Below are 20,015 nucleotides of genomic sequence, written 5' to 3'. Positions count from 1 at the left end.
TGCCGAGCAAGCCCGGTGCGCATCGGCACCCTCGGGGCATCTTCGCCGTCGCGGAGAAGGCCTCGCTGTACCCGCGTTTTCTTTCGCTGCGGCCTTCGCGCCGCCCACAAGGATGCTCCCGTGGACTTTTCCCGCTTCTTCATCGACCGGCCGATCTTCGCCGCGGTGCTGTCGATCCTGATCTTCGCCGGCGGCCTGATCGCGCTTCCCTTGCTGCCGATTGGCGAGTACCCGGAAGTCGTGCCGCCCTCGGTGGTCGTGCGCACCGTGTACCCCGGCGCCAACCCGAAGGTGATCGCCGAAACGGTGGCGACCCCGCTCGAAGAAGCCATCAACGGGGTCGAGGACATGATGTACATCAAGTCCGTGGCCGGCTCCGACGGCGTGCTGCAGCTCACCGTGACCTTCAAGCCCGGCACCGACGCCGATGACGCGGCGGTGCGCGTCCAAAACCGCGTGGCGCAGGCGCAGGCGCGACTGCCCGAGGACGTCCGGCGGCAGGGCGTGACCACGCAGAAGCAGTCGCCGGTGTTCCTGATGGTCGTACACCTGACCTCCCAGGACGGCCGCTACGATTCGCTGTACCTGCGCAACTACATGCGTCTGCACGTCAAGGACGAGATCGCCAAGATCGCAGGCGTGGGCGATGCCCAGGTCTTCGGCGGTGGCGACTACGCCATGCGCTTGTGGCTGGACCCCGACAAGATCGCCGCGCGCGGCCTGACCGCCGGTGACGTGGTGCGTTCGGTGCGCGAACAGAACGTGCAGGTGTCCGCAGGCCAGCTCGGTGCCGAACCGATGCCCAACGGCAGCGACTTCCTGCTGCCGATCAATGCCAAGGGCCGCCTGGAGACCGTCGAGGAATTCGGCGACATCGTGCTCAAGGCCGGCAGCGACGGCGAGCTGGTGCGTCTGGCGGATGTGGCCCGGATCGAACTGGCCGCCGGCGACTACACGCTGCGCGCGCGCCTGGACGGCAAGAACGCCGCGGCCATCGGTGTCTTCCAGGCGCCGGGCGCGAACGCGCTCGAGATCCGCGACGGCGTGGTCGAGACGATGGAACGGCTGCGGCCTTCGCTCCCGCCCGGCGTGGAGATCCAGTCGATCTACGACACCACGATCTTCGTGCGCGATTCCATCAAGTCGGTGGTGACGACGCTGATCGAAGCCACGCTGCTGGTGGTGCTGGTGGTGATCCTGTTCCTGCAGACCTGGCGCGCATCGATCATTCCGCTGCTCGCGGTCCCGGTGTCGATCGTCGGCACGTTCGCGGTGCTGTACCTGCTCGGCTACTCGATCAACACCCTCACACTGTTCGGACTGGTGCTGGCGATCGGCATCGTCGTCGACGACGCCATCGTGGTGGTGGAGAACGTTGAGCGCCACATCGAGCTGGGCGCCTCCCCACTGGAAGCGGCCCACTTGGCGATGCGCGAGGTGTCCGGGCCGATCATCGCGATCGCGCTGGTGCTGTGCGCGGTGTTCGTGCCGATGGCCTTCCTGACCGGCGTCACCGGTCAGTTCTACAAGCAGTTCGCGGTGACCATTGCCATCTCCACCGTGATCTCGGCGATCAACTCGTTGACGCTGTCGCCGGCCCTGGCGGCCAAGCTGCTGCAACCGCGCGGCGCGCCGAAGGACCGGCTGACCCAGCTCATCGATCGGGCGTTCGGCTGGGTGTTCCGTCCGTTCAACCGCTTCTTCCATCGCAGCTCCGAGCGCTACGAAAGTGCGGTCTCGCGTTCGTTGGGCCGTCGGGGCGCGGTGTTCGTGGTCTATGCCGTGCTGCTGGCGGGCGCCGCCCTGATGTTCAAGATCGTGCCGGCGGGCTTCATCCCGGTGCAGGACAAGATGTATGTGATCGCAGGCGTCAAAATGCCCGAAGGCGCATCGATCGAACGCACCGACGCGGTGCTCAAGCGGATGGCGGCCCTTGCCAGCGAGGTCGACGGCGTCGCCAGCGAGATCGCGTTCCCGGGCCTGAACCCGCTGCAGTTCACCAACACGCCCAACAACGGCGTGGTGTTCTTCACGCTCGATCCGTTCTCCGAACGCAGCCGCAGCGCCGAGGCGATCACCGCCGAACTCAACCAGAAGTTCTCGACCATCCAGGAAGGCTTCACCTTTGCCTTCATGCCGCCGCCGATCCAGGGGCTGGGCAACGGCTCGGGATGGTCGCTGTTCGTCGAGGACCGCACGCGTCTGGGCTACGGCGAGCTGCAGGCCGCGGTGCAGGCCTTCCAGGCGGCCGCGATGCAGACGCCGGGACTGGGCTATCCGATCAGCAGCTACCAGGCCAACGTGCCGCAACTCGATGCCGAGGTCGATCGCGTCAAGGCCAAGGCACAGGGTGTGCCGCTGACCGAGCTGTTCGACACGCTGCAGACCTATCTGGGCTCGGCCTACGTCAACGACTTCAACATGTTCGGCCGCACCTGGCAGGTCATCGCCCAGGCCGACGGTCCGTTCCGCGAGGACGTGTCGGACATCGCCGCGCTGCGCACGCGCAATGCGGCCGGTGAAATGGTGCCGGTGGGCTCGATGGTGCATGTCCGCCAGACGTATGGCCCGGACCCGGTGATCCGCTTCAACGGGTATCCGGCCGCCGATCTGCTGGGCGATGCCGACCCGCGCGTGCTGTCGTCGGGCGAGGCGATGGCCAAGGTCACCGAGCTGGCCGGCCAGGTGCTTCCGAACGGCATGGGCATCGGCTGGAGCGACCTGAGCTACCAGCAGTCCAACCAGAGCGGCGCCGCGCTGGTGGTGTTCCCGCTGGCGGTGATGCTTGCCTTCCTGGTGCTGGCCGCGCTGTACGAAAGCTGGTCGCTGCCGCTGGCGGTGATTCTGATCGTGCCGATGACGTTGCTGTCCGCTCTGTTCGGCGTGTGGCTGGCCGGCGGCGACAACAACGTGTTCGTGCAGGTGGGTCTGGTGGTGCTGATGGGCCTGGCCTGCAAGAACGCGATCCTGATCGTGGAGTTCGCCCGCGAACTGGAGATGCAAGGCAAGGACATCATCACGTCGGCGCTGGAAGCCAGCCGCCTGCGCCTGCGGCCGATCGTCATGACCTCGGTCGCGTTCATCGCCGGCACCGTGCCGCTGGTGCTGTCCACCGGTGCGGGCGCGGAGGTCCGGTCGATCACCGGGATCACGGTGTTCGCCGGCATGTTGGGCGTCACGCTCTTCGGCCTGTTCCTCACGCCGGTGTTCTACGTCGCGATGCGCAAGCTCGCCAACCGGCCACTCGTGTCGCATGCCCCGGTCGCCCCCGTGGCACCGGCCCATTCCTGACCCCCACTAGGAGTTGCTCATGTCCGTTTCCGATTCCCGCATCGCTCTGGTCACCGGCGCCGCCCGTGGCATCGGCCTGGAAACCGTGCGCCAGCTCAGCGCCACCGGCGTGCACACGCTGCTGGCCGGCCGCAACCGCGACCGCGCGGTCGAGGCCGCGCTCAAGCTGCAGGCCGAAGGGCTGCCGGTCGAGGCGATCGCACTCGACGTCACCGACGCGGCCAGCATCGCCGAGGCCGCGAAGACCATCGAGGCCCGCCACGGCCGTCTCGACATCCTGGTCAACAACGCCGGCATCGTTGCCGACGACCCGACGAAAGGCACGACCGGCCAATCGCTCGACACCTGGCGCACGACGTTCGAGACCAACGTGTTCGGCCTGATCGCGACCACGCAGGCGCTGCTGCCGCTGCTGCACAGGTCCAACGCGGGCCGGATCGTCAACGTGTCGAGCCTGCTCGGCTCGATCAGCCAGCACCAGGACCCGGCCTCCTTCATCTACGACATGAAGGGCCTGCCCGCCTACAACGTATCCAAGAGTGCGGTGAACGCGTGGACGGTGCACCTGGCGCACGTGCTCAAGGACGCCGGCATCAAGGTCAACACGATCCATCCCGGCTACGTGCGCACCGACATGAACAAGGCCGGCGATGAACAGAACGGCGAGCTCGAGGTCGTCGACGGCGCGCGCACCAGTGTGCGGCTCGCGCTGATCGACGACGACGGCCCGACCGGCGGCTACTTCTACTTCGATCAGGCACTGCCATGGTGACGCGTCCGCTCATCGCCACCTTGGCCACGGCGCTGCTCGCCGCCTGCGCCGTCGGCCCGGACCACGTGCGTCCGACGATGGCGGTGCCCGAGACATTCGGCGTGCAGGCCTCCGCGACTGATGCGGCGGCGGCGTTGCCCGTCTCCGCACCGGCCGATGGCGCTTTCTGGCAGGCCTTCGGCGACCCGCAGCTCACCGCGCTGGTCGACGAGGCGTTGACCGCCAACCACGACCTGCGCATCGCGCTCGCCCGCTTCGATCGCGCCAACGCCTTGTTGCGCGGCGCGCGTTTCGACCAGTTGCCGACGATCGACGCCAGTGGCCGCGCAACCAGCAGCCGCGCCAGCGCCGACCAGGCACCGGGCGTGCCGCGTGACGCACGCGACAGCGACGCCTTCGAGGCCGGTATCGGCGCGAGCTGGGAGCTCGACCTGTTTGGCCGCGTGCGGCGCGGCGTCGAGGCCGGCCGCGCCGAAGCCGCCGCGAGCGCCGACGACCTGCGCGCCTTGCAGGTCGCGATCGTCGGCGAGGTCGCGACCGCCTACCTGCACCTGCGCGGGCTGCAAGAGCGGTTGCGCGTGGCGACCGAGAACGCCGGCAACCAGCAGCACACGCTGGCGCTGGTCGAGGCCCGCCGCAACGCCGGCCAGGACAGCGACTTCGACAGCGCGCGCGCCTCCGCGCAGGCGGCCTCGACCGCATCGCGGATTCCGGCGCTGGAGGCCGAAATCGCGGTCGCGATCCATCGCATCGCGGTCCTGACCGGCCGCACGCCCGACGCGCTGCGCGATGCCCTCAGCGCCGCGCGCGATCTGCCTGCCGTGCCGCGCGCGATCGACCCCGGCACGCCGGCCGACGTGCTGCGGCTGCGCCCGGATGTCTCGGCCGCCGAACACCGGCTGCACGCCGCGACCGCGCGCGTGGGCGTCGCGACCGCCGACCTGTTTCCGAGGCTCACCCTGGGTGGCCTGATCGGCAGCCAGGCTGGCGACGTCGACGCGCTGTTCAAGCGCGACAGCGAGACCCGGCTCGTGGCCCTGGGCATCGACTGGTCGTTCCTCGACATCGGGCGGGTGCGTGCCCGCATCGCTGCGGCCGATGCCGACGCCGAACTGGAACTGGCGCGCTACCAGCAGACGGTGCTGCGCGCGCTCGAGGACACGGGCAACGCGCTGGCACGCTTCGATCGCGCCCACGACGAAGATGTCGAGCTCGCCCGCGCCGCCCGCGACAGCGCGCGCGCTGCACGGCTGGCCCGCATGCGCTTCGAAGCCGGCGCGACCGGGCTGCTCGACGTCCTCGACGCCGAGCGCACGCAACTGCAGGCAGAAGACGCGTTCGCCGCGGGCCGCACCCGGACCGCCACCGGCGCCGTCTCGCTGTATCGGGCGCTCGCCGGCGGCTGGCCGCAATCGCTCCCCCAACGCGAAGCCCTCGACACGCAGGTCTCGCGACGCTGATCGACACCCGCGCCCCTTCCCGAGCACAGGCACGTAACGCTCAGCACATCTCCCCCGCTCGCGGGGAGGTCGGCGCCGGGTTGGGTGTGGGAAGGCTTTCATGCAGTCGCTTTTCGCATCCACCCCGCGACCTGCTCGGCCCTCACCCAACCCTCCCCCGCATTGCGGGGGAGGGCTCAGGGTGCCGCGCCATTGGCGTGGAGTCGGCACCGCGCGCACGCATCGCTGTTGCGGCATGCGCGAGCAAAGCACACCTCCCCCGCTCGCGGGGGAGGTCGGCGCTATCGGCGCCGGGTGGGGGCAAGGCTTTCATGCAGTCGCTTTGCGCATCCACTCCGCGACCTGCTCGGCCCCCACCCAACCCTCCCCCGCATTGCGGGGGAGGGCACGTCAAGCTCAGCCCAGCAAGACGCGGTTGAGGCGCTGCACGAAGGCTGCCGGGTCGGGCAGCGGGGCACCGGCGGCGATCTCGGCCTGCTCGAGCAACAGCGTGGCCAGGTCGGTCGCCTTGGCGTCATCGGCCTCGGCTTCGATCCGCTGCAGCAACGCGTGCTGCGGATTGATCTCCAGCGTCGGCTTGCTGTCGGGGATCGCCTGGCCGGCCTCACGCAGCAGCCGCGCCAGGTGCGGGGCCATCTCGTAATCGGCCAGCGCCAGGCACGAGGGCGAATCGGTCAGGCGGGCGGACACGCGCACCTCGCCCACGCGCTCGCCGAGCAGGCCCTTGAGCCGCTCGATCAGCGGCGCGGCGGCCTTCGCGGCCTCTTCCTGCTTGGCCTTGTCGGCGGCATCGAGTGGCAGCTCGCCCTTGGCGACGTTCTTCAGCGACTTGCCGGCGTACTCGTGCAGGTGACCGAGCATCCACTCGTCAATGCGGTCGAACATCAGCAGCACCTCGATATCCTTCGCGCGGAAGGCCTCGAGCTGCGGGCTGCCGGCCGCGGCGGCGTAGCCGTCGGCGGTGATGTACCAGATCGTGTCCTGGCCCACGGCCATGCGCCCGACGTAGTCGTCCAGCGACACGGTCTGCGCCGCGCCCTCGCCCTGGGTCGAGGCGAAGCGCAGCAGCTTGGCGATGCGCTCGCGGTTGCCGGGATCCTCGACGATGCCTTCCTTGAGCGTGTTGCCGAAGGCCTTGTAGAACGCGGCGAACTTGTCGGCGTCGTCGCGTGCGAGCTTCTCGATCAAGTCGAGCACGCGCTTGACGCACGCGCCCTTGATGCGCTCGAGCTGACGGTTGTGCTGCAGCAGTTCGCGGCTGACGTTGAGCGGCAGGTCGTCGGCGTCGACGACGCCGCGCACGAAGCGCAGGTAGTTGGGCAGCAGTTCCTCGGCCGCGTCCATGACGAACACGCGCTTGATGTAGAGCTTCAGGCCCTTGCGCTCGTCGCGGCCACCCATCATCAGGTCGAACGGCGGCTGCGACGGCAGGTACAGCAGCGTGGTGAAGCTCTGGCTGCCCTCGACGCGGTTGTGGGTCCACGCAGCCGCGTCGTTGAAGTCGTGGCCGAGCGCCTTGTAGAAGTTCTGGTATTCCTCGTCTGAGATCTCGGACTTGGGCTTGGTCCACAGCGCCGAGGCGTCGTTGGCGGTTTCCCACTCCGGCGCGGCGTCGGCCTTGGTCGCGTCCTCGTCCGATGCGTCGTCGGCCGGCGACGGCGCGTCCTTGGGCATGCGGATCGGGAACGCAACATGATCGGAGTACTTGCGCACCAGCGCGCGCAGCTTCCAGCCGTCGAGGAACTCGTCCTCGTCGGCCTTCAGGTGCAGGACCACCGTGGTGCCGCGCTCGGGCAGCGTGACGTCCTCGAGCGCGTACTCGCCGCGGCCGTCGCTCTCCCACTTCACGCCGGCTTCGGGGGCGGCGCCGGCGTGGCGGGTGCGCACGGTCACCCGGTCGGCGACGACGAAGGCCGAATAGAAGCCCACACCGAACTGGCCGATCAGTCGCGCGTCGGCCTTCTGCTCGCCGCTCATCGCTTCCAGGAACCGCCGTGTGCCGGAGCTGGCGATGGTGCCGATGTTGGCGACCACGTCATCGCGGGTCATGCCGATGCCGTTGTCGCGGATCGTCACCGTGCGTGCAGCCTTGTCCCAGCTCACGTCGATATGCAGTTCGCTGCTGCCGGCCAGCAGCTCGGGATTGGCGATCGACTCGAAGCGCAGCTTGTCGCAGGCATCGGAGGCGTTGGAGATCAGCTCGCGCAGGAAGATCTCCTTGTGCGAGTACAGCGAGTGCGTCACCAGGTGCAGCACCTGGGCGACTTCGGCTTCGAACTTGTGGGTCTCGGTGGTGGCGGTCATGGCGGTCCGTGTGGCGTGTTGCGAGAGCGCCGATATTGGTCTGGCTGCCGCGGAATCAAGCCGGGGGCACCTGGCACCGACACATACCCCGCCAGGTCCGGTCGAGCGCTGGGTGCAAGATCGCAGCCCATTCAGCGGAATTAACCGCCGTTGAACACACCAGGCTCGTCATTGGATGAATTGCGCGACCTCACGCGCTTGTCACATTAACGAGATCTTAACTGCGGCAGCCGCCCCGCACGCGTGTGTGGGCGACCGGGATCCCCCGTTCCGTCGTCGCTTTCCAGCTCAGGACCCTTTCCATGACATCGCCCGTCCGCCGTCCCTTGCGCCGCCGTGCGCTCGCCCTGTCGATCCCCCTCGCGCTCGCCGCCATCGCGCCGATGCAGGCCACCGCGCAGCAGACCATCACCACGCTGGACCGCATCACCGTGACCGGCTCCAACATCCCGCGCACCGACACCGAGACCGCGTCGCCGGTGCAGGTGATCTCGCGCGAGCAGATCGACCGCACTGGCAAGACCACGGTCGGCGAGTACCTGCAAAGCCTGGCGGTCGATGGCGCGGGCTCGGTGCCCAAGAGCTTCGGCAACGGCTTCGCCGGCGGCGGTGCGGCCATCTCGCTGCGCGGCCTGGGCGCCGGCTCGACGCTGGTGCTGCTCAACGGCCGCCGCATGGCACCGTTCGGCCTGGCCGACGACGGCCAGAAGGTGTTCACCGACCTGAGCACGATCCCGCTCGATGCGGTCGAGCGCATCGAGGTGCTCAAGGACGGCGCATCGTCGGTCTATGGCTCGGACGCGATCGCCGGCGTGGTCAACGTGATCCTGCGCACCGACTTCACCGGCGCAGTGGCGACCGTGTCGTACGGCTGGTCGGACGATGGCGGCGGCGACCAGCCCAAGGCGTCGCTGACCGCGGGCACCGGCAGTCTGACCGAGGACGGCTACAACGCCTTCTTCAGTATCGAAGCGGCCAAGACCGACGCCATCCGGCTCTACGACCGCCGCAACCGCGACTGGATCGGCACCGGCGACACCCGCCGCTGGGGCTACGGCATCGGCGGCAACCTGCCCGGCCGGATCACCGGCGGCGGCACCGGCGCCGGCGCCAGTCCAAACGGCGCGGTCCAGAACCCGGTCACCGGCCGCTTCGAGTCGCTGCCCGGCTGCGCGGGTCTGTCGGATGTGACCCCGCAGGATCCAGCCGGCGGCTGTCTGTGGGATGTGGCCCGATTCCGCGACCTGTCGCCCGAAGAGAAGTACGTGAACTTCTTCTCGCGCGCCGCATTCGCGGTCGGCGACAGCAGCGAGCTGTACATGGAACTGGGCATCGCCAACAAGCAGACCGTGTTCCAGAACACGCCCTCGAGTGCGTCGGGCGCCTGGGGCTATCCGGGCGGCCCGGTCAATGCGTCCGATCCGGGCCCCGGCGCGGTCGTGCTTGGCCCGGACCATCCGGACAACCCGTATCCGGGCACGGCCAACCGCCTGCGCTACGCCGCGTTCGACGTCGGCCCACGCACGACCTACAACGACAGTCGCTTCATGCGCCTGCTGCTCGGCTTCAAGGGCACCGCCGGGGCGTGGGACTACGACGTCGGCTACCTGCACTCGGGCACCGACCTGACCAACGAGCGCACCGGCTTTTTGCGCTACAGCCACGTCAAGACCGCGCTCGAAGACCCCAACAGCCCGGTCGGCTGGTGGCGCATCGGCGACGACGCCGGCCGCAATAGCCAAGCGCTTTACGACTACATCTCGCCACGCATCCGCGCCACCGGGCGCACTCGCCTGGACATCATCGACGCCAAGGCCACGCGTTCGCTGGCCGACCTGGCCGGCGGTCCGCTGGGCCTGGCAGTCGGTGCCGAGTACCGCCGCCAGTCGGTGCTGCTGACGCCGCAGACCTACACCGACATCGGCGACATCATCGGCCTGGGCTACTCGGCCTACGGCGGCGTGGAGAAGGTCTCCAGCGCCTACGTCGAGTTGCAGGCGCCGGTGCACGAGACTCTGGAACTGACCGGCGCGCTGCGCGTGGACAAGTACGACGGCGGCGAGACCTCGACCACGCCCAAAGTCGGCGTGAAGTGGTCGCCCAGCGACTGGATCGCGCTGCGCGGCACCTATGCCGAGGGCTTCCGTGCCCCGAACCCGGCCGAGGCCGGCACCGGCGGCCTGGCCGCCTTCAGCACCGCGGTCGACCCGGTGCGCTGCGCCGCGCCCGGCCACGAACCGCAGGACTGCGATGCCGGCTCGATCGCGCTGATCACCTCGCCCAATCCGGATCTGCGCCCCGAGGAATCCAAGAGCACGACCCTCGGCCTGGTGCTCTCGCCCTGGACCGGCGGCTCGCTCGCACTCGACGCGTTCCGCATCAAGCGCACCGACGAGATCTTCGGCGGCAGCGCCGACGCGGCGATCGCCGCCGGCGGTGCCAACGTGATCCGCGGCACCAACGAGATTCCGGGCACGCCGGGCAGTGGCTCGATCCTCGCGGTGCTGGTGGGCTATGAGAACGCCTCCTCGACCACTGTCGAGGGCTTCGACGTCGACCTCGAGCAGCGATTCGAACTGGGCAATGCGGGCCGCCTGCGGCTGGACCTGCAGTTCACCCACATCAGCAAGTTCGCGCGCGAGGATGTCGATGGCACGGTGTACGAGTTCGCCGGCACCCACGGCAACTGCGATGTGACCAACTGCATCGGCACACCGAAGAACAAGGCGAACTTCGGCGCCACGTGGGAGATGGATCAGTTCACCATCAGCAGCGTCGTCAACTGGCGCGACAGCCTGCGCAACGTCACCGAGGCGAGCGACACCGACTGCGCGAACGGCTTCGCCAACGGCGACGACGCCCCGCGTGGCTGCAAGCTGCCCTCGTTCTACACGATCGACCTGTCGGCGCGCTGGATGCCGGCCGAGCACTGGGAGCTGTTCGGCTCGGTTGCCAACCTCACCGATCGTGTCGCACCGCTCGACCCGTTGACCTACGGCGCCATCAACTACAACCCGATGGACTTCAGCGGCGCGATCGGCCGCTACTTCACCGTCGGCGCGAAGTTCAAGTTCGACTGACCTTCCCGCAATCGGCAGGACTCGGACGCCCCGCTTGTCGGGGCGTCCGCATGTCTGCAGCCAGAAAGCACGATGCGGATCGACACGTGAATCCGTGCGGCCATCTGCGCACCGACGGTTGATCTGCATCAATGCCGGGCGTCCAGGGCGGCCCTACCTTGGGGCCACACCCACCGGCGATGCACCGCCACTCGCCGTCACCCGGAGCCGCTATGAACGTCCTGCCCTATTCCGCGTTCGAGGTACTGGCCATGGTCATGGAGGGCAAGCATGTCCCGCCGCCGGCCATGCCCGCCGCGCCACCTGTCACCGACGCGCCCGCACCTGCGCCTGCCCAGCCGACTTACCTCGACGTGCGCCAGGCCGCCTGAGCGTTGTGCCGCGCTTGCCCCGGCAGCCCACCAGAGGTGGCTACAGGGGCCAGACGGACAGCAGCATCGGCATCGACACCGCGAACACGACCAGTTGGACGGGCAATCCGAGCCGCCAGTAGTCGCCGAAGCGGAAGCCGCCCGGCCCGAGAATCAGCGTGTTGTTCTGGTGTCCGATCGGCGTGAGAAACGCGCACGAGGCACCGATCGCCACCGCCATCAGATACGGGTCGGCACTCACGCCGAGCGTCGCCGCCGCTCCGATCGCGATCGGGCACATCACCGCTGCCGTCGCAGCATTGTTCATCAGGTCCGACAGTGTCATCGTGACCACCAGCACGAGCGCGAGCCCGATCACCGGATTGCCCTGGGCCACCGTTTCGAACATCACGCGTGCAATCCGCTCGGCGGTTCCAGTCGACTCCATCGCACCGGCTACGGGAATCAGCGCCGCCAGCAATACGATCACCGGCCAGTCGATCGCCGTGTAGACCTCGCGCGGCGGCACTGTGCCCAATGCCATTGACGCCAGCACGCCGAGCGCGAAGGCGACCGGTGCAGGCGCCAGGCCGAAAGCGGCAATCGCGATGGCCCCTGCCAGGATCGCGGTGGCGGTGATCGCTTTGCGCCGATCGGGCATGCGCAGTTCGCGCGCCGCCAGCGGCACCCCGCCAAATTGCGAGGCGAATGCGGAGATCGACGCCGTCGTCCCTTGCAGCAGCAACAGGTCGCCGGCACGGAGCACACGCGAACGCAGGCGCTTCATCGAGCGCTTGCCCTCGCGCGCGAGCGCCAGCAGGTTGATGCTGTACTGCGTGCGCAGCGACAGATCGGTGGCGCTGCGTCCGACCAGCGCGGACCCGGGCAGCACTGTGATCTCCTGCAGCACGATATCGCTGTGCGGGGTCCGTCGCTCCTCGGCGTCGTCATCGTCTTCGTCGGCATTGTCGCGCGCGATGTCTGTCTCTTCTTCTTTCGGGTGCGCGTGGTCCGCATCGTCATCGCGGACATCCTCTTCGAGCATCAGCCCCAAGTGCGCCAACGCGCCGGGCAGCGCGCCGACATCGGCTTCCAGCACCAGGATGTCGCCGGCACGCACAATGCGGTCGGGGCTTGGAGCGTGCACGCGGAATGCGTTCTGCACGATGCCGACCACCTGCGCCTCGTGCTCGTCGAGCATGGTCTCGATCTCGCGTACGCTCCGGCCGACGGCCTTGGCGCCTTCGGGCACCTTGGCCTCGGTCAGGTAGGCGCCGGTATCGAAGCTCTCCGCACCTGCGTTGCGGCGCGCCGGCACCAGCCGCCAGCCGCCGACTGCGATCAGCAACACCCCGGCCGCAGCGACCGAGACGCCCACAGGCGAGAAATCGAACATCGTGAAACCGCCGTCTCCGGCTTCTGCCCGGAAGCCGGAAACGATCAGATTGGGCGGCGTGCCGATCAAGGTGGTCATGCCGCCAAGAATCGAGCCGAACGCCAGCGGCATGAGAATCTGGCCAGCGGCCAGGCCCTGCTTGCGCGCAACCTGCACCGCGATCGGCATCAGTAAGGCCAGCGCGCCGACGTTGTTCATGAAGGCTGACAGCAACGCCGCCAACATGGTCAGCGCCGCGATCGACAGCGTCGGCCCGGCGCTGCGTGGCAGCGCAACGCGCATCAGAGCGTCCACGGCGCCGGAGAGCTGCAACCCGCGACTGAGCACGAGCACGCAGGCGACAGTGATCACCGCCGGATGTGCGAAGCCGGAAAAGGCCTGCTCAGGTTCGACCAAGCCGATCGACACGCAGGCCAGCAACGACGCACCCGCCACCATGTCGTGGCGCCAGCGCCCCCACAGGAACAGGGCCACTGTGCAAGTGAGGATGCAAAGGATCAGGATCTGGTCGGTCTGCATGCGCATCCATGAAAAGCAGAGCATCCGCAGCAGTGCACGCAGCGGCGAGGACACACGTCGTCCGGCGCCAGTATCACCGCCATCGTCAGGACGGGGTCATTGCTTGCCCAGTCGGTCACGCGATCCGCTCCACCCTGCATTGCCGACACAGCGGGTAATCGTCGAGGAACGGGCGAATCGCCGCGTGCATTTGCTCGAAATCGGCGCCGTACATGTAGAGCGCAGTCTCGCTCGGCCCCTGCCAATGGCTGTTGACCATGCCGCGCTCGCCCAGCAGGCGCTCGCATTCTTCGACGACGCGATGGATGTCGCACGTGTCATACACCGACTGCGGCAGATCGGCGCCATTGAGGTAGAGCGCCAGGCCCTGATGGGCGCCGAACACGATCGGCGCGTCGCGATCGGGCACATGCAGGCGCGAGCCGATCGGCGCGAGCATCGCGGTGAAGGCATCGCGGACGAAGTCGATCTGGGCCTGCGAGGCATCGGTCAGCTGGATCTCGATGTCGCAATTCTTGACCTCGCCGGTCTCCGCCAGCAGCGTGCCGCCGCCCACGACCTCCGCATCGATCTCGCGATGCCGGCACAGATCGCAGAACGCATCCTCGAGCGCCGCGCGATCGAAGGGCGCCAACCGCGCATTGAGGCTGACAGTGACCACCGCCGGCTGCGGCTTGCGCTTCAAACGTCCGAACATAGCGGGACTCGGTGAGGGGCGATCGCCGTATTGTCGATGAAGCGAAGCCAAATACCGATACCGCGACGACCGGCACGCGTGATCAAGGCCGCGCGCGCCGCCCGAGCGGCCAGGGTGCCATCGTCCGGAACACCCCATCCTGGCGTACCCAGACATGATGGAGGGCTGCGGCCAAGTGCAGCGCGATCACCGCTAGCAGCGCACGGGCGAGCCAGGCGTGCGCGGCGCGCAGCACGCTGTAGAGCGCCGGGTCGTGGGGGGCGATCGCCGGCAGCCGCACCTCGCCCCACAGCAGCACCGGATTGCCGGCGGCCGATACCATCGCCCAGCCGATCAGCGGCATGGCCAGCATCAGCACATACAGGGCGACGTGCGAAGCGTGTGCGGCGGCGCGCTGCCAACGCGGCAGATCAAGCGGCAGCGCCGGCGTGCGGCGCATCAGGCGATGCGCCAGGCGCACGACCACCAACACCAGCAACAACGCCCCGATCGGCCGGTGCAGCGCAAGCAACGCGGGGCGCAGCGTCATCGAGACGACCATCGTCACGCCGATGAACAGCATCGCCAGGATCAGCATCGCCATGCTCCAGTGCAGCAGCCGGGCGAACGCATCGTGGTGGTCGGGCCGCGGGCTCATCGCGCGGCCTCCGGCGGCGCCACGCCAGTGACGTCGGCGCCGCGCGCGATCTCGCGCTCGCGGCGGTCGAAGGACTGCGCATAGACCGCCGCGCGGGCGGCGAGGATCGGATCGTCGGACAGGGCCACGCCGGGCGGCACGATCGTGGGATCGAAATTGAGGTCACGGCACGCACCCGTCGCCTGATCCTGCGCCTGGGTCAGCACCAAGGTACCCACGCTCACCTGCTCGCGTGCCGCCGGCCAAGGCGTGCTCGGGTCGCGGGTGTCGTCTTCGGGGCCTGCGAGGGTGACGACCATGTCCCAGCGCAGCGGGCCGCGGGCCAGCCGCGCGCGCAGCTCGTCCTGCAGGTAGTCGCGCTCGGCGACCTCGCGCTGCGCGGCGTCCATCTCCACGAACGGCGCCTGCGGCCGCATCGACCAGCGCACCCACCGCGATACGCCTGCGGCATCGACAAAGCGGTAGGCATGGATGCCGTTGTATTGGGTGTTGGCGAAGCTGTCCGACCACGGCGCGGCCTTGGCCCAGGCGGCGAAGCGCTGCGCCTCGGGATGACGCGCGGCGAACACCGCCATGCGTTCGGGATCGGGCTTGCCGGTCGCCGGATCCGGCGCGGACGCGCGGGTCTGTTCGAGGAACGTCTCGATCGACGCCGCGCCGAAGAACGGAAAACTGTTCATCGCCATGCGCCATTGACTGCCGTCCGCGCCGTCGAGCACCAGCGCCATGCTGCGCACCCGCGCTTGCGCGTCCAGGCCGTACGGCGAGCCGCCCCCGATCGACAGCCGGCCGAGCACCGGGGTGCGTGCGTTGTCGAACACCGCGGCCCGGCTCAGCGCGCGCCCCGCCGGGTGCCCCTCGAAATGGCCGGCCACGCAGATGCCTTTCGCATGCGCACGTCGGAATCCGGGAAACGGCGTGGTCGAGGTCGCCTCGATGGCATCGGTCATGCGCGCGGGGGTCAACCGCCCGGGGCTCAACCCGCCGGCGGTCCAGGCGAACAGCAGGACCAGGGCGCCGACGATCGCGGCAATGGCGGCGTACGCCCACAGCGCGCGGCGGCGTGCAGGACCAGGAGACGACGGCTCGGCGGCAGGCATCATGGCGTCCGACAGGTGGCTGCGGCCGAGCATACGCCCAGACGCAGAACGCGCCGTGCAGGGCAATCCGCACAACCGCGACCGACCGGCGCACGCCATACGGGTTGACCCCGACGGGTCACGCGACCAGACTTCGCGCACCGCGACGCACCCGCGTCCTTTTTTCGCGGAACACCTTCCGATGTCCAGCGACAGTCCCAGTCGATCTTTGACGCCGCCCACGGCAACGACGGCCTGAGTCCGCTAGGACAGGCTGCCCGTGCCGCTGTTGCGGCACTGCGAGGCAGCCCATGTTCAAGCAGCACCCCACCGCCACCGGCCCGTTGGCGGCCTTCAACACCGCCGATGCCGTCGAGCATCTCAATCGACTGGACCTCGCGGAGGCCGCGCACCTGGTCGCGCAGGTTCCTCCTGCGCGCGGGGTGCGCCTGCTCGAACAGCCCGAGCTGACCCACGCCGCGCAGATCCTGCAGCGGTTGCCGCCCGCGCAGGCCAGCGCGCTGCTCGACGCCATGGCCGACGACCGCGCCGCCGACCTGCTGTTGGCCCTGGAGACCGACGAGCGCGAGCGCTTGATCGGCACGCTGCCCGCCACGACGCAGCAGGCATTGCGCGGACTGATGCATTACCCAGCCGGCAGCGCCGGCAGCCTGATGACGACCGAGTTCGTCAGCGTCGCCGCCGACCAGCGCGCCGGCGAGGTGCTGCAGCACGTGCGCGAGGTCGAACGCGACCGCGAGACGATCTACGCGATCTACGTGCTCGACCCGAAGACCCGCGCGCTGCAGCAGGTGGTGACGTTGCGCCGGCTGATCACCGCCGATCCCGACGCGCCGATCCTCGACGCCGCGCAGACCAATCCACCGGTGTTCGTGACCCCGACCACCGACCAGGAAGAAGTCGCCCGCCTGATCCGCCGCCACGACCTGCTGGCGATCCCGGTGCTCGACCCGCAGCGGCAGGTCGTGGGGATCGTCACCGTCGACGACGTGCTCGATGCGCTGATCGCCGAGTCCAACGAGGACGTCCACCGCTTCGGCGGTGTCGAGGCGCTGGACCGGCCGTACATGCAGATCGGCTTTCTGGCCATGATCCGCAAACGCGCCGGCTGGCTGAGCGTGCTGTTCCTCGGCGAAATGCTCACCGCCAGCGCGATGCAGCACTACGAGGACGCACTGTCCAAGGCGCTGGTGCTGACGCTGTTCATCCCGCTGATCATGAGCTCGGGCGGCAACTCCGGCGGCCAGGCCACCTCGCTGCTGATCCGCAGTCTCGCCCTGCAGGAGATCCGCCTGCGCGACTGGTGGCGCGTCGTCCTGCGCGAATTGCCGACCGGCATGACCCTCGGCGCGATTCTCGGCCTGCTCGGCATCGCGCGCATCGCCACCTGGCAGCTGGCCGGCTTCTACGACTACGGCCCGCACTGGATGCTCATCGCCCTGACCATCGGCGCGGCACTGCTGGGCATCGTCACGTTCGGGTCGTTGGCCGGCTCGATGCTGCCGTTCATCCTGCAACGGCTCGGCTTCGATCCGGCCAGCGCCTCGGCGCCGTTCGTCGCCACGCTGGTCGACGTCAGCGGCCTGGTCATCTACTTCAGCATCGCCGCCGCGATCCTCGGCGGCACGCTGCTGTAGCGCCGCAGCAGGACGGCATATGCGGCCGCGCCCCAGGCGTCGGGTTGAGCCCCGTCCCGGCCGTTCCACTCGGGTCTGCCCGAGTAGTTCGCCGCCTGCGCGGCGACGACTGTCGTGCCTCACTCCCTGCGAATGGATGAACACGGCACACCCACCGATCCCGCGCTCGGTCCCAGCGTCGGCGACAAGCTCGGTGGGCGGCTCGATGCCGGTATCGACGCACTCGGCGCCGGTCTCGCGACCGGCCTGGGCGCGGTCGGCGAGGTGCTGCGCAACGGCCCCGGCGCGACCCCGGAGAGCTGGGTCGTGGGCAGTCTGCTCAACGGCGCAGGCGCCGTCGCTGGCGACCTGGGCCAGACCGTCAGCGACACCGCCGGTGATGTGGCGCAGACCGTGGCCGATGGCGCGCGCGACTTCGGTCGCGGCGTGACCGAGGGCGCCGGCAAGGTGGTCGACTTCCTCAATCCGTTCAAGTGAGCCGCGACGCGGTGCGTGCGCGACCTCCGCACAGCGCTGCGCGGCGCGGTCTGTGGGTGGAGATCACACGCGGCTTGACGCCTCTTGCGGCATGCTGCGCACCATGAACCGTCGCCCGCTTCCGCACCTGCTGCTCGCTGCCCTGCTGCTGGCGACCTCCGGTTGCACCCAAGGACACTCGCCGATGACCCCGGACGCGCCCACGTTCGCCAATCCCGACCAGGCCCAGTTGCTTGCGGCTGTCCGCAGCGGCGATACCGCGCTCGCGCGCCAGCTGCTCACGGCAGGCGCCAACCCCAACGCCACCGACGAGGACGGCACCCCCGCGCTCAACTGGCTGATCCGCCAGGGCGACCGTGAGGCCGTGCGCTTGCTGCTCACGCTCGGCGCCGACCCCACCCGTGGCGATGCCAAGGGCCGCACCGCACTGCACGAAGCCGCGCTGTCCAAGGACGACGACTGGATCGGACTGCTGCTCGAACACGGCGTCGCCGTGGACGTGCCCAACCCGCGCAACGGCCAGACGGCACTATTCGAGGCGCTGCGCGCCCGCGAACCCGACAATATCGAACGCTTGCTCGCTGCCGGCGCCAGACTCGATGTCCGCGACCGCGCGGGCCTCACCCCGCTCCATCAGGCCGCGTTGGTCAACGACATCCCGTCGGTAAAGCGGTTCATGGAGGCCGGTGCCGACCCGCAGGCCACCGACGACACCGGCGCCACGGTCGGTACCTATCTCTACGACGGCGATCCCTCGGTGCTGGACGCGCCGGTGCGCCGCGACTATCTGTGGATCCGGGCGCACCTCGAGTCCGCGCCGACGCGCTGAGGAGCCGGACGCCCATCGCGGCGTCGTGATCGATCAGGAAGCCGACGCCTGCCCGGACATCACGTCCTCGATCCAATCGGCGTAGTGACCCAGGCGCACGTTGCAGGTCGTCTGGCCGTAGCGCCCGGGCCGCGCCGTCCTCACGTCGCCTGCCACGACCTTCCAGGCCCCCAGTCCGGCCAGCCGCCATTGCCCGTCGGTTTCGATGAGCAATGGACCGCCACTGTCGCCATTGCCGAGCGCCCCTTCCAGTGGGATCGCCGCTGGCGGTGCGTCGAAGACGTAGCACAGCCAACGCTCGTGCGCGCTGCTGACCCGGTTGTATGCGCGACGAAGCACGGTGCGATTCGGGCCGCCCGGGTCGTGCCCCGTCGCCCCTGTCCCGGTCGCACCTTTACCAAGAAGCTTGACCACGTGCCCGGCCTCGTCGGTGCCGCGATAGAGCCCGACCGGCAAGACGTCCTCGACCGGCTGCTTCAATCGGACCAGCGCGATGTCGTCCGACCCGGCCAGGAACACCACGATCAGCATCGCCTCGCCACTGGCCATCGCCTGGTCGATCAACGATTGCGGCAGCGTCCTGTAGCCGGGATGGACCACGACGTCGGCGACCTCACGCGATCGCCCGTCCAAAACGACCGATTCGAGCCTGCCATGCATGGGCAGCGTGTGTGCGGCGGTCACGATCCAGCTCGGCGCGATCAGCACGCCATGCCCTTCGCCCGGCATGTCGACCAGCGCGGGAAGCTCGGAGGCCGGCACCCGATACTGGCCATCGTCGACATCGTCACGCACGACGACCGCGCCGGCGGTCGAGCACGCCGCGAGCAGGATCACAGCGCCAAGGGCCCGGATCACGCGGTGTCACCCACGAGGCTTTGCGCTGCGCCATTGCTGCGGCCGATCTCGTCGATCGCGTCGAGATCGATGCCCTCGATGCACGCCAGGTTGAAGCCGTACTCGGTCGGCACGCTGCGGCGCTGATGATGGGTGTAGATACCGCATACGCTGCAGAACCAGTGCTTGGCGATCTTCGTGTTCCACTGGTACAGCGTCAGCACATCCGCGCCACGGATCACGCGTAGCCGGTCCAGCGTCGCGCCGGCCATGATCGCGCCCTTGCGGCTGCACAGCGAGCAGTTGCAGCGGCGGATGTTCTCGAAGCCGTCGGTCAGGTCGACCTCGAACGCGACGGCCTTGCAGTGGCAGGTGCCCACGACCGTGCGTTTGCCGCCAGGCAAGCCGGTCATGGCTGCGGCCCCGCGAGGGAGCCGACTGCGGCGTGGCGACCCAGCCCAGGCAAGACGGCGGACACGACGGCAGCACCGACATCGCGCCGGATCGAGGCAGACAGGGCCGAAAGCGCCATCGCACATCCCTCATAGGAAGAGAGGCGCATTGTGCGCCTCATCGCAGGTACCGGCATTTGCCGGTGCCACCTTCCAACGGACCCGCATCGCCGCTTC

Annotated in this window: 15 protein-coding genes; 8 read left to right on the top strand and 7 right to left on the bottom strand. The window is 68.9% G+C overall.

Annotated elements, in window-relative coordinates; translation table 11 throughout:
* Positions 1-120 precede the first annotated feature (120 nt).
* The 3 genes from ABE487_RS11100 to ABE487_RS11090 are packed head-to-tail and all read left to right on the top strand — an operon-like array spanning position 121 to position 5,523.
* A complete protein-coding gene (locus ABE487_RS11100) occupies positions 121-3,291 on the top strand; it encodes a multidrug efflux RND transporter permease subunit (RefSeq protein WP_346452377.1) in 3,171 nt (1,056 codons plus the stop codon).
* 19 nt (positions 3,292-3,310) lie between these two features.
* Positions 3,311-4,063 (top strand): SDR family oxidoreductase, encoded by a 753-nt coding sequence (locus ABE487_RS11095; RefSeq protein WP_346452378.1) that lies wholly within the window; start codon positions 3,311-3,313, stop codon positions 4,061-4,063.
* Positions 4,057-5,523, top strand: a complete 1,467-nt coding sequence (locus tag ABE487_RS11090) for an efflux transporter outer membrane subunit (protein ID WP_346452898.1) — start codon at positions 4,057-4,059, stop codon at positions 5,521-5,523. Before ABE487_RS11095 ends, ABE487_RS11090 begins: the two co-directional genes overlap by 7 nt.
* 396 nt (positions 5,524-5,919) lie before the next feature.
* Here the strand turns inward: ABE487_RS11090 and htpG are convergent, their stop codons facing one another.
* Positions 5,920-7,827 carry a molecular chaperone HtpG gene (gene htpG / locus ABE487_RS11085; RefSeq protein WP_346452380.1) on the bottom strand — a complete coding sequence of 636 codons (1,908 nt, stop codon included), beginning with the start codon at positions 7,825-7,827 and terminating at the stop codon, positions 5,920-5,922.
* Positions 7,828-8,129: 302 nt separating this feature from the next.
* Between htpG and ABE487_RS11080 the strand changes: the two genes are divergently transcribed.
* The gene (locus ABE487_RS11080; protein ID WP_346452381.1) at positions 8,130-10,907 is read left to right on the top strand and encodes a TonB-dependent receptor; all 2,778 of its coding nucleotides are present in this window, start codon (positions 8,130-8,132) and stop codon (positions 10,905-10,907) included.
* Between the two features lie 212 nt (positions 10,908-11,119).
* Positions 11,120-11,278, top strand: a complete 159-nt coding sequence (locus ABE487_RS11075; protein ID WP_346452382.1) for a hypothetical protein — start codon at positions 11,120-11,122, stop codon at positions 11,276-11,278.
* A 40-nt stretch (positions 11,279-11,318) separates the two neighbouring features.
* Here ABE487_RS11075 and ABE487_RS11070 read toward each other — a convergent pair whose 3' ends face one another.
* The 4 genes from ABE487_RS11070 to ABE487_RS11055 form a co-directional block, all read right to left on the bottom strand.
* A complete protein-coding gene (locus tag ABE487_RS11070; protein ID WP_346452383.1) occupies positions 11,319-13,226 on the bottom strand; it encodes an SLC13 family permease in 1,908 nt (635 codons plus the stop codon).
* A gap of 61 nt (positions 13,227-13,287) precedes the next feature.
* Positions 13,288-13,869: a hypothetical protein gene (locus ABE487_RS11065; protein ID WP_346452384.1), complete on the bottom strand. Its 582-nt coding sequence runs from the start codon at positions 13,867-13,869 to the stop codon at positions 13,288-13,290.
* Positions 13,870-13,951: 82 nt separating this feature from the next.
* The gene (locus ABE487_RS11060; RefSeq protein ID WP_346452385.1) at positions 13,952-14,506 is read right to left on the bottom strand and encodes a cytochrome b/b6 domain-containing protein; all 555 of its coding nucleotides are present in this window, start codon (positions 14,504-14,506) and stop codon (positions 13,952-13,954) included.
* Positions 14,503-15,606, bottom strand: coding sequence for a catalase family peroxidase (locus ABE487_RS11055; protein WP_346452897.1), 1,104 nt, complete (start codon positions 15,604-15,606; stop codon positions 14,503-14,505). Before ABE487_RS11055 ends, ABE487_RS11060 begins: the two co-directional genes overlap by 4 nt.
* A gap of 290 nt (positions 15,607-15,896) precedes the next feature.
* On the opposite strand from ABE487_RS11055, the gene mgtE reads away from it, so the two are divergent.
* The 3 genes from mgtE to ABE487_RS11040 all read left to right on the top strand — a co-directional run bounded on the left by mgtE (position 15,897) and on the right by ABE487_RS11040 (position 18,549).
* On the top strand, positions 15,897-17,243 hold the full coding sequence (gene mgtE, locus ABE487_RS11050) for a magnesium transporter (RefSeq protein ID WP_346452387.1): 1,347 nt from the start codon (positions 15,897-15,899) through the stop codon (positions 17,241-17,243).
* A 132-nt stretch (positions 17,244-17,375) separates the two neighbouring features.
* The gene (locus tag ABE487_RS11045; RefSeq protein ID WP_346442011.1) at positions 17,376-17,720 is read left to right on the top strand and encodes a hypothetical protein; all 345 of its coding nucleotides are present in this window, start codon (positions 17,376-17,378) and stop codon (positions 17,718-17,720) included.
* A gap of 103 nt (positions 17,721-17,823) precedes the next feature.
* Positions 17,824-18,549 carry an ankyrin repeat domain-containing protein gene (locus ABE487_RS11040; RefSeq protein ID WP_346442012.1) on the top strand — a complete coding sequence of 242 codons (726 nt, stop codon included), beginning with the start codon at positions 17,824-17,826 and terminating at the stop codon, positions 18,547-18,549.
* 33 nt (positions 18,550-18,582) lie between these two features.
* On the opposite strand, the gene ABE487_RS11035 is transcribed toward ABE487_RS11040, so the two are convergent.
* Together ABE487_RS11035 and ABE487_RS11030 are read right to left on the bottom strand one after the other, a co-directional pair.
* Entirely contained in the window at positions 18,583-19,404 is an 822-nt protein-coding gene (locus ABE487_RS11035) for a trypsin-like serine protease (RefSeq protein ID WP_346452398.1), read from the bottom strand.
* A complete protein-coding gene (locus ABE487_RS11030) occupies positions 19,404-19,799 on the bottom strand; it encodes a GFA family protein (protein WP_346442014.1) in 396 nt (131 codons plus the stop codon). The genes ABE487_RS11035 and ABE487_RS11030 overlap by 1 nt, the downstream gene beginning before the upstream one ends.
* Positions 19,800-20,015: the final 216 nt, after the last annotated feature.

Origin of the sequence: Luteimonas sp. TWI596, from assembly GCF_039674105.1 — a bacterium.
Classification (GTDB): domain Bacteria; phylum Pseudomonadota; class Gammaproteobacteria; order Xanthomonadales; family Xanthomonadaceae; genus Luteimonas.
The sequence above is the reverse complement of the archived record's forward strand: the minus strand, read 5'-3'. Positions and strand labels throughout refer to the sequence as shown.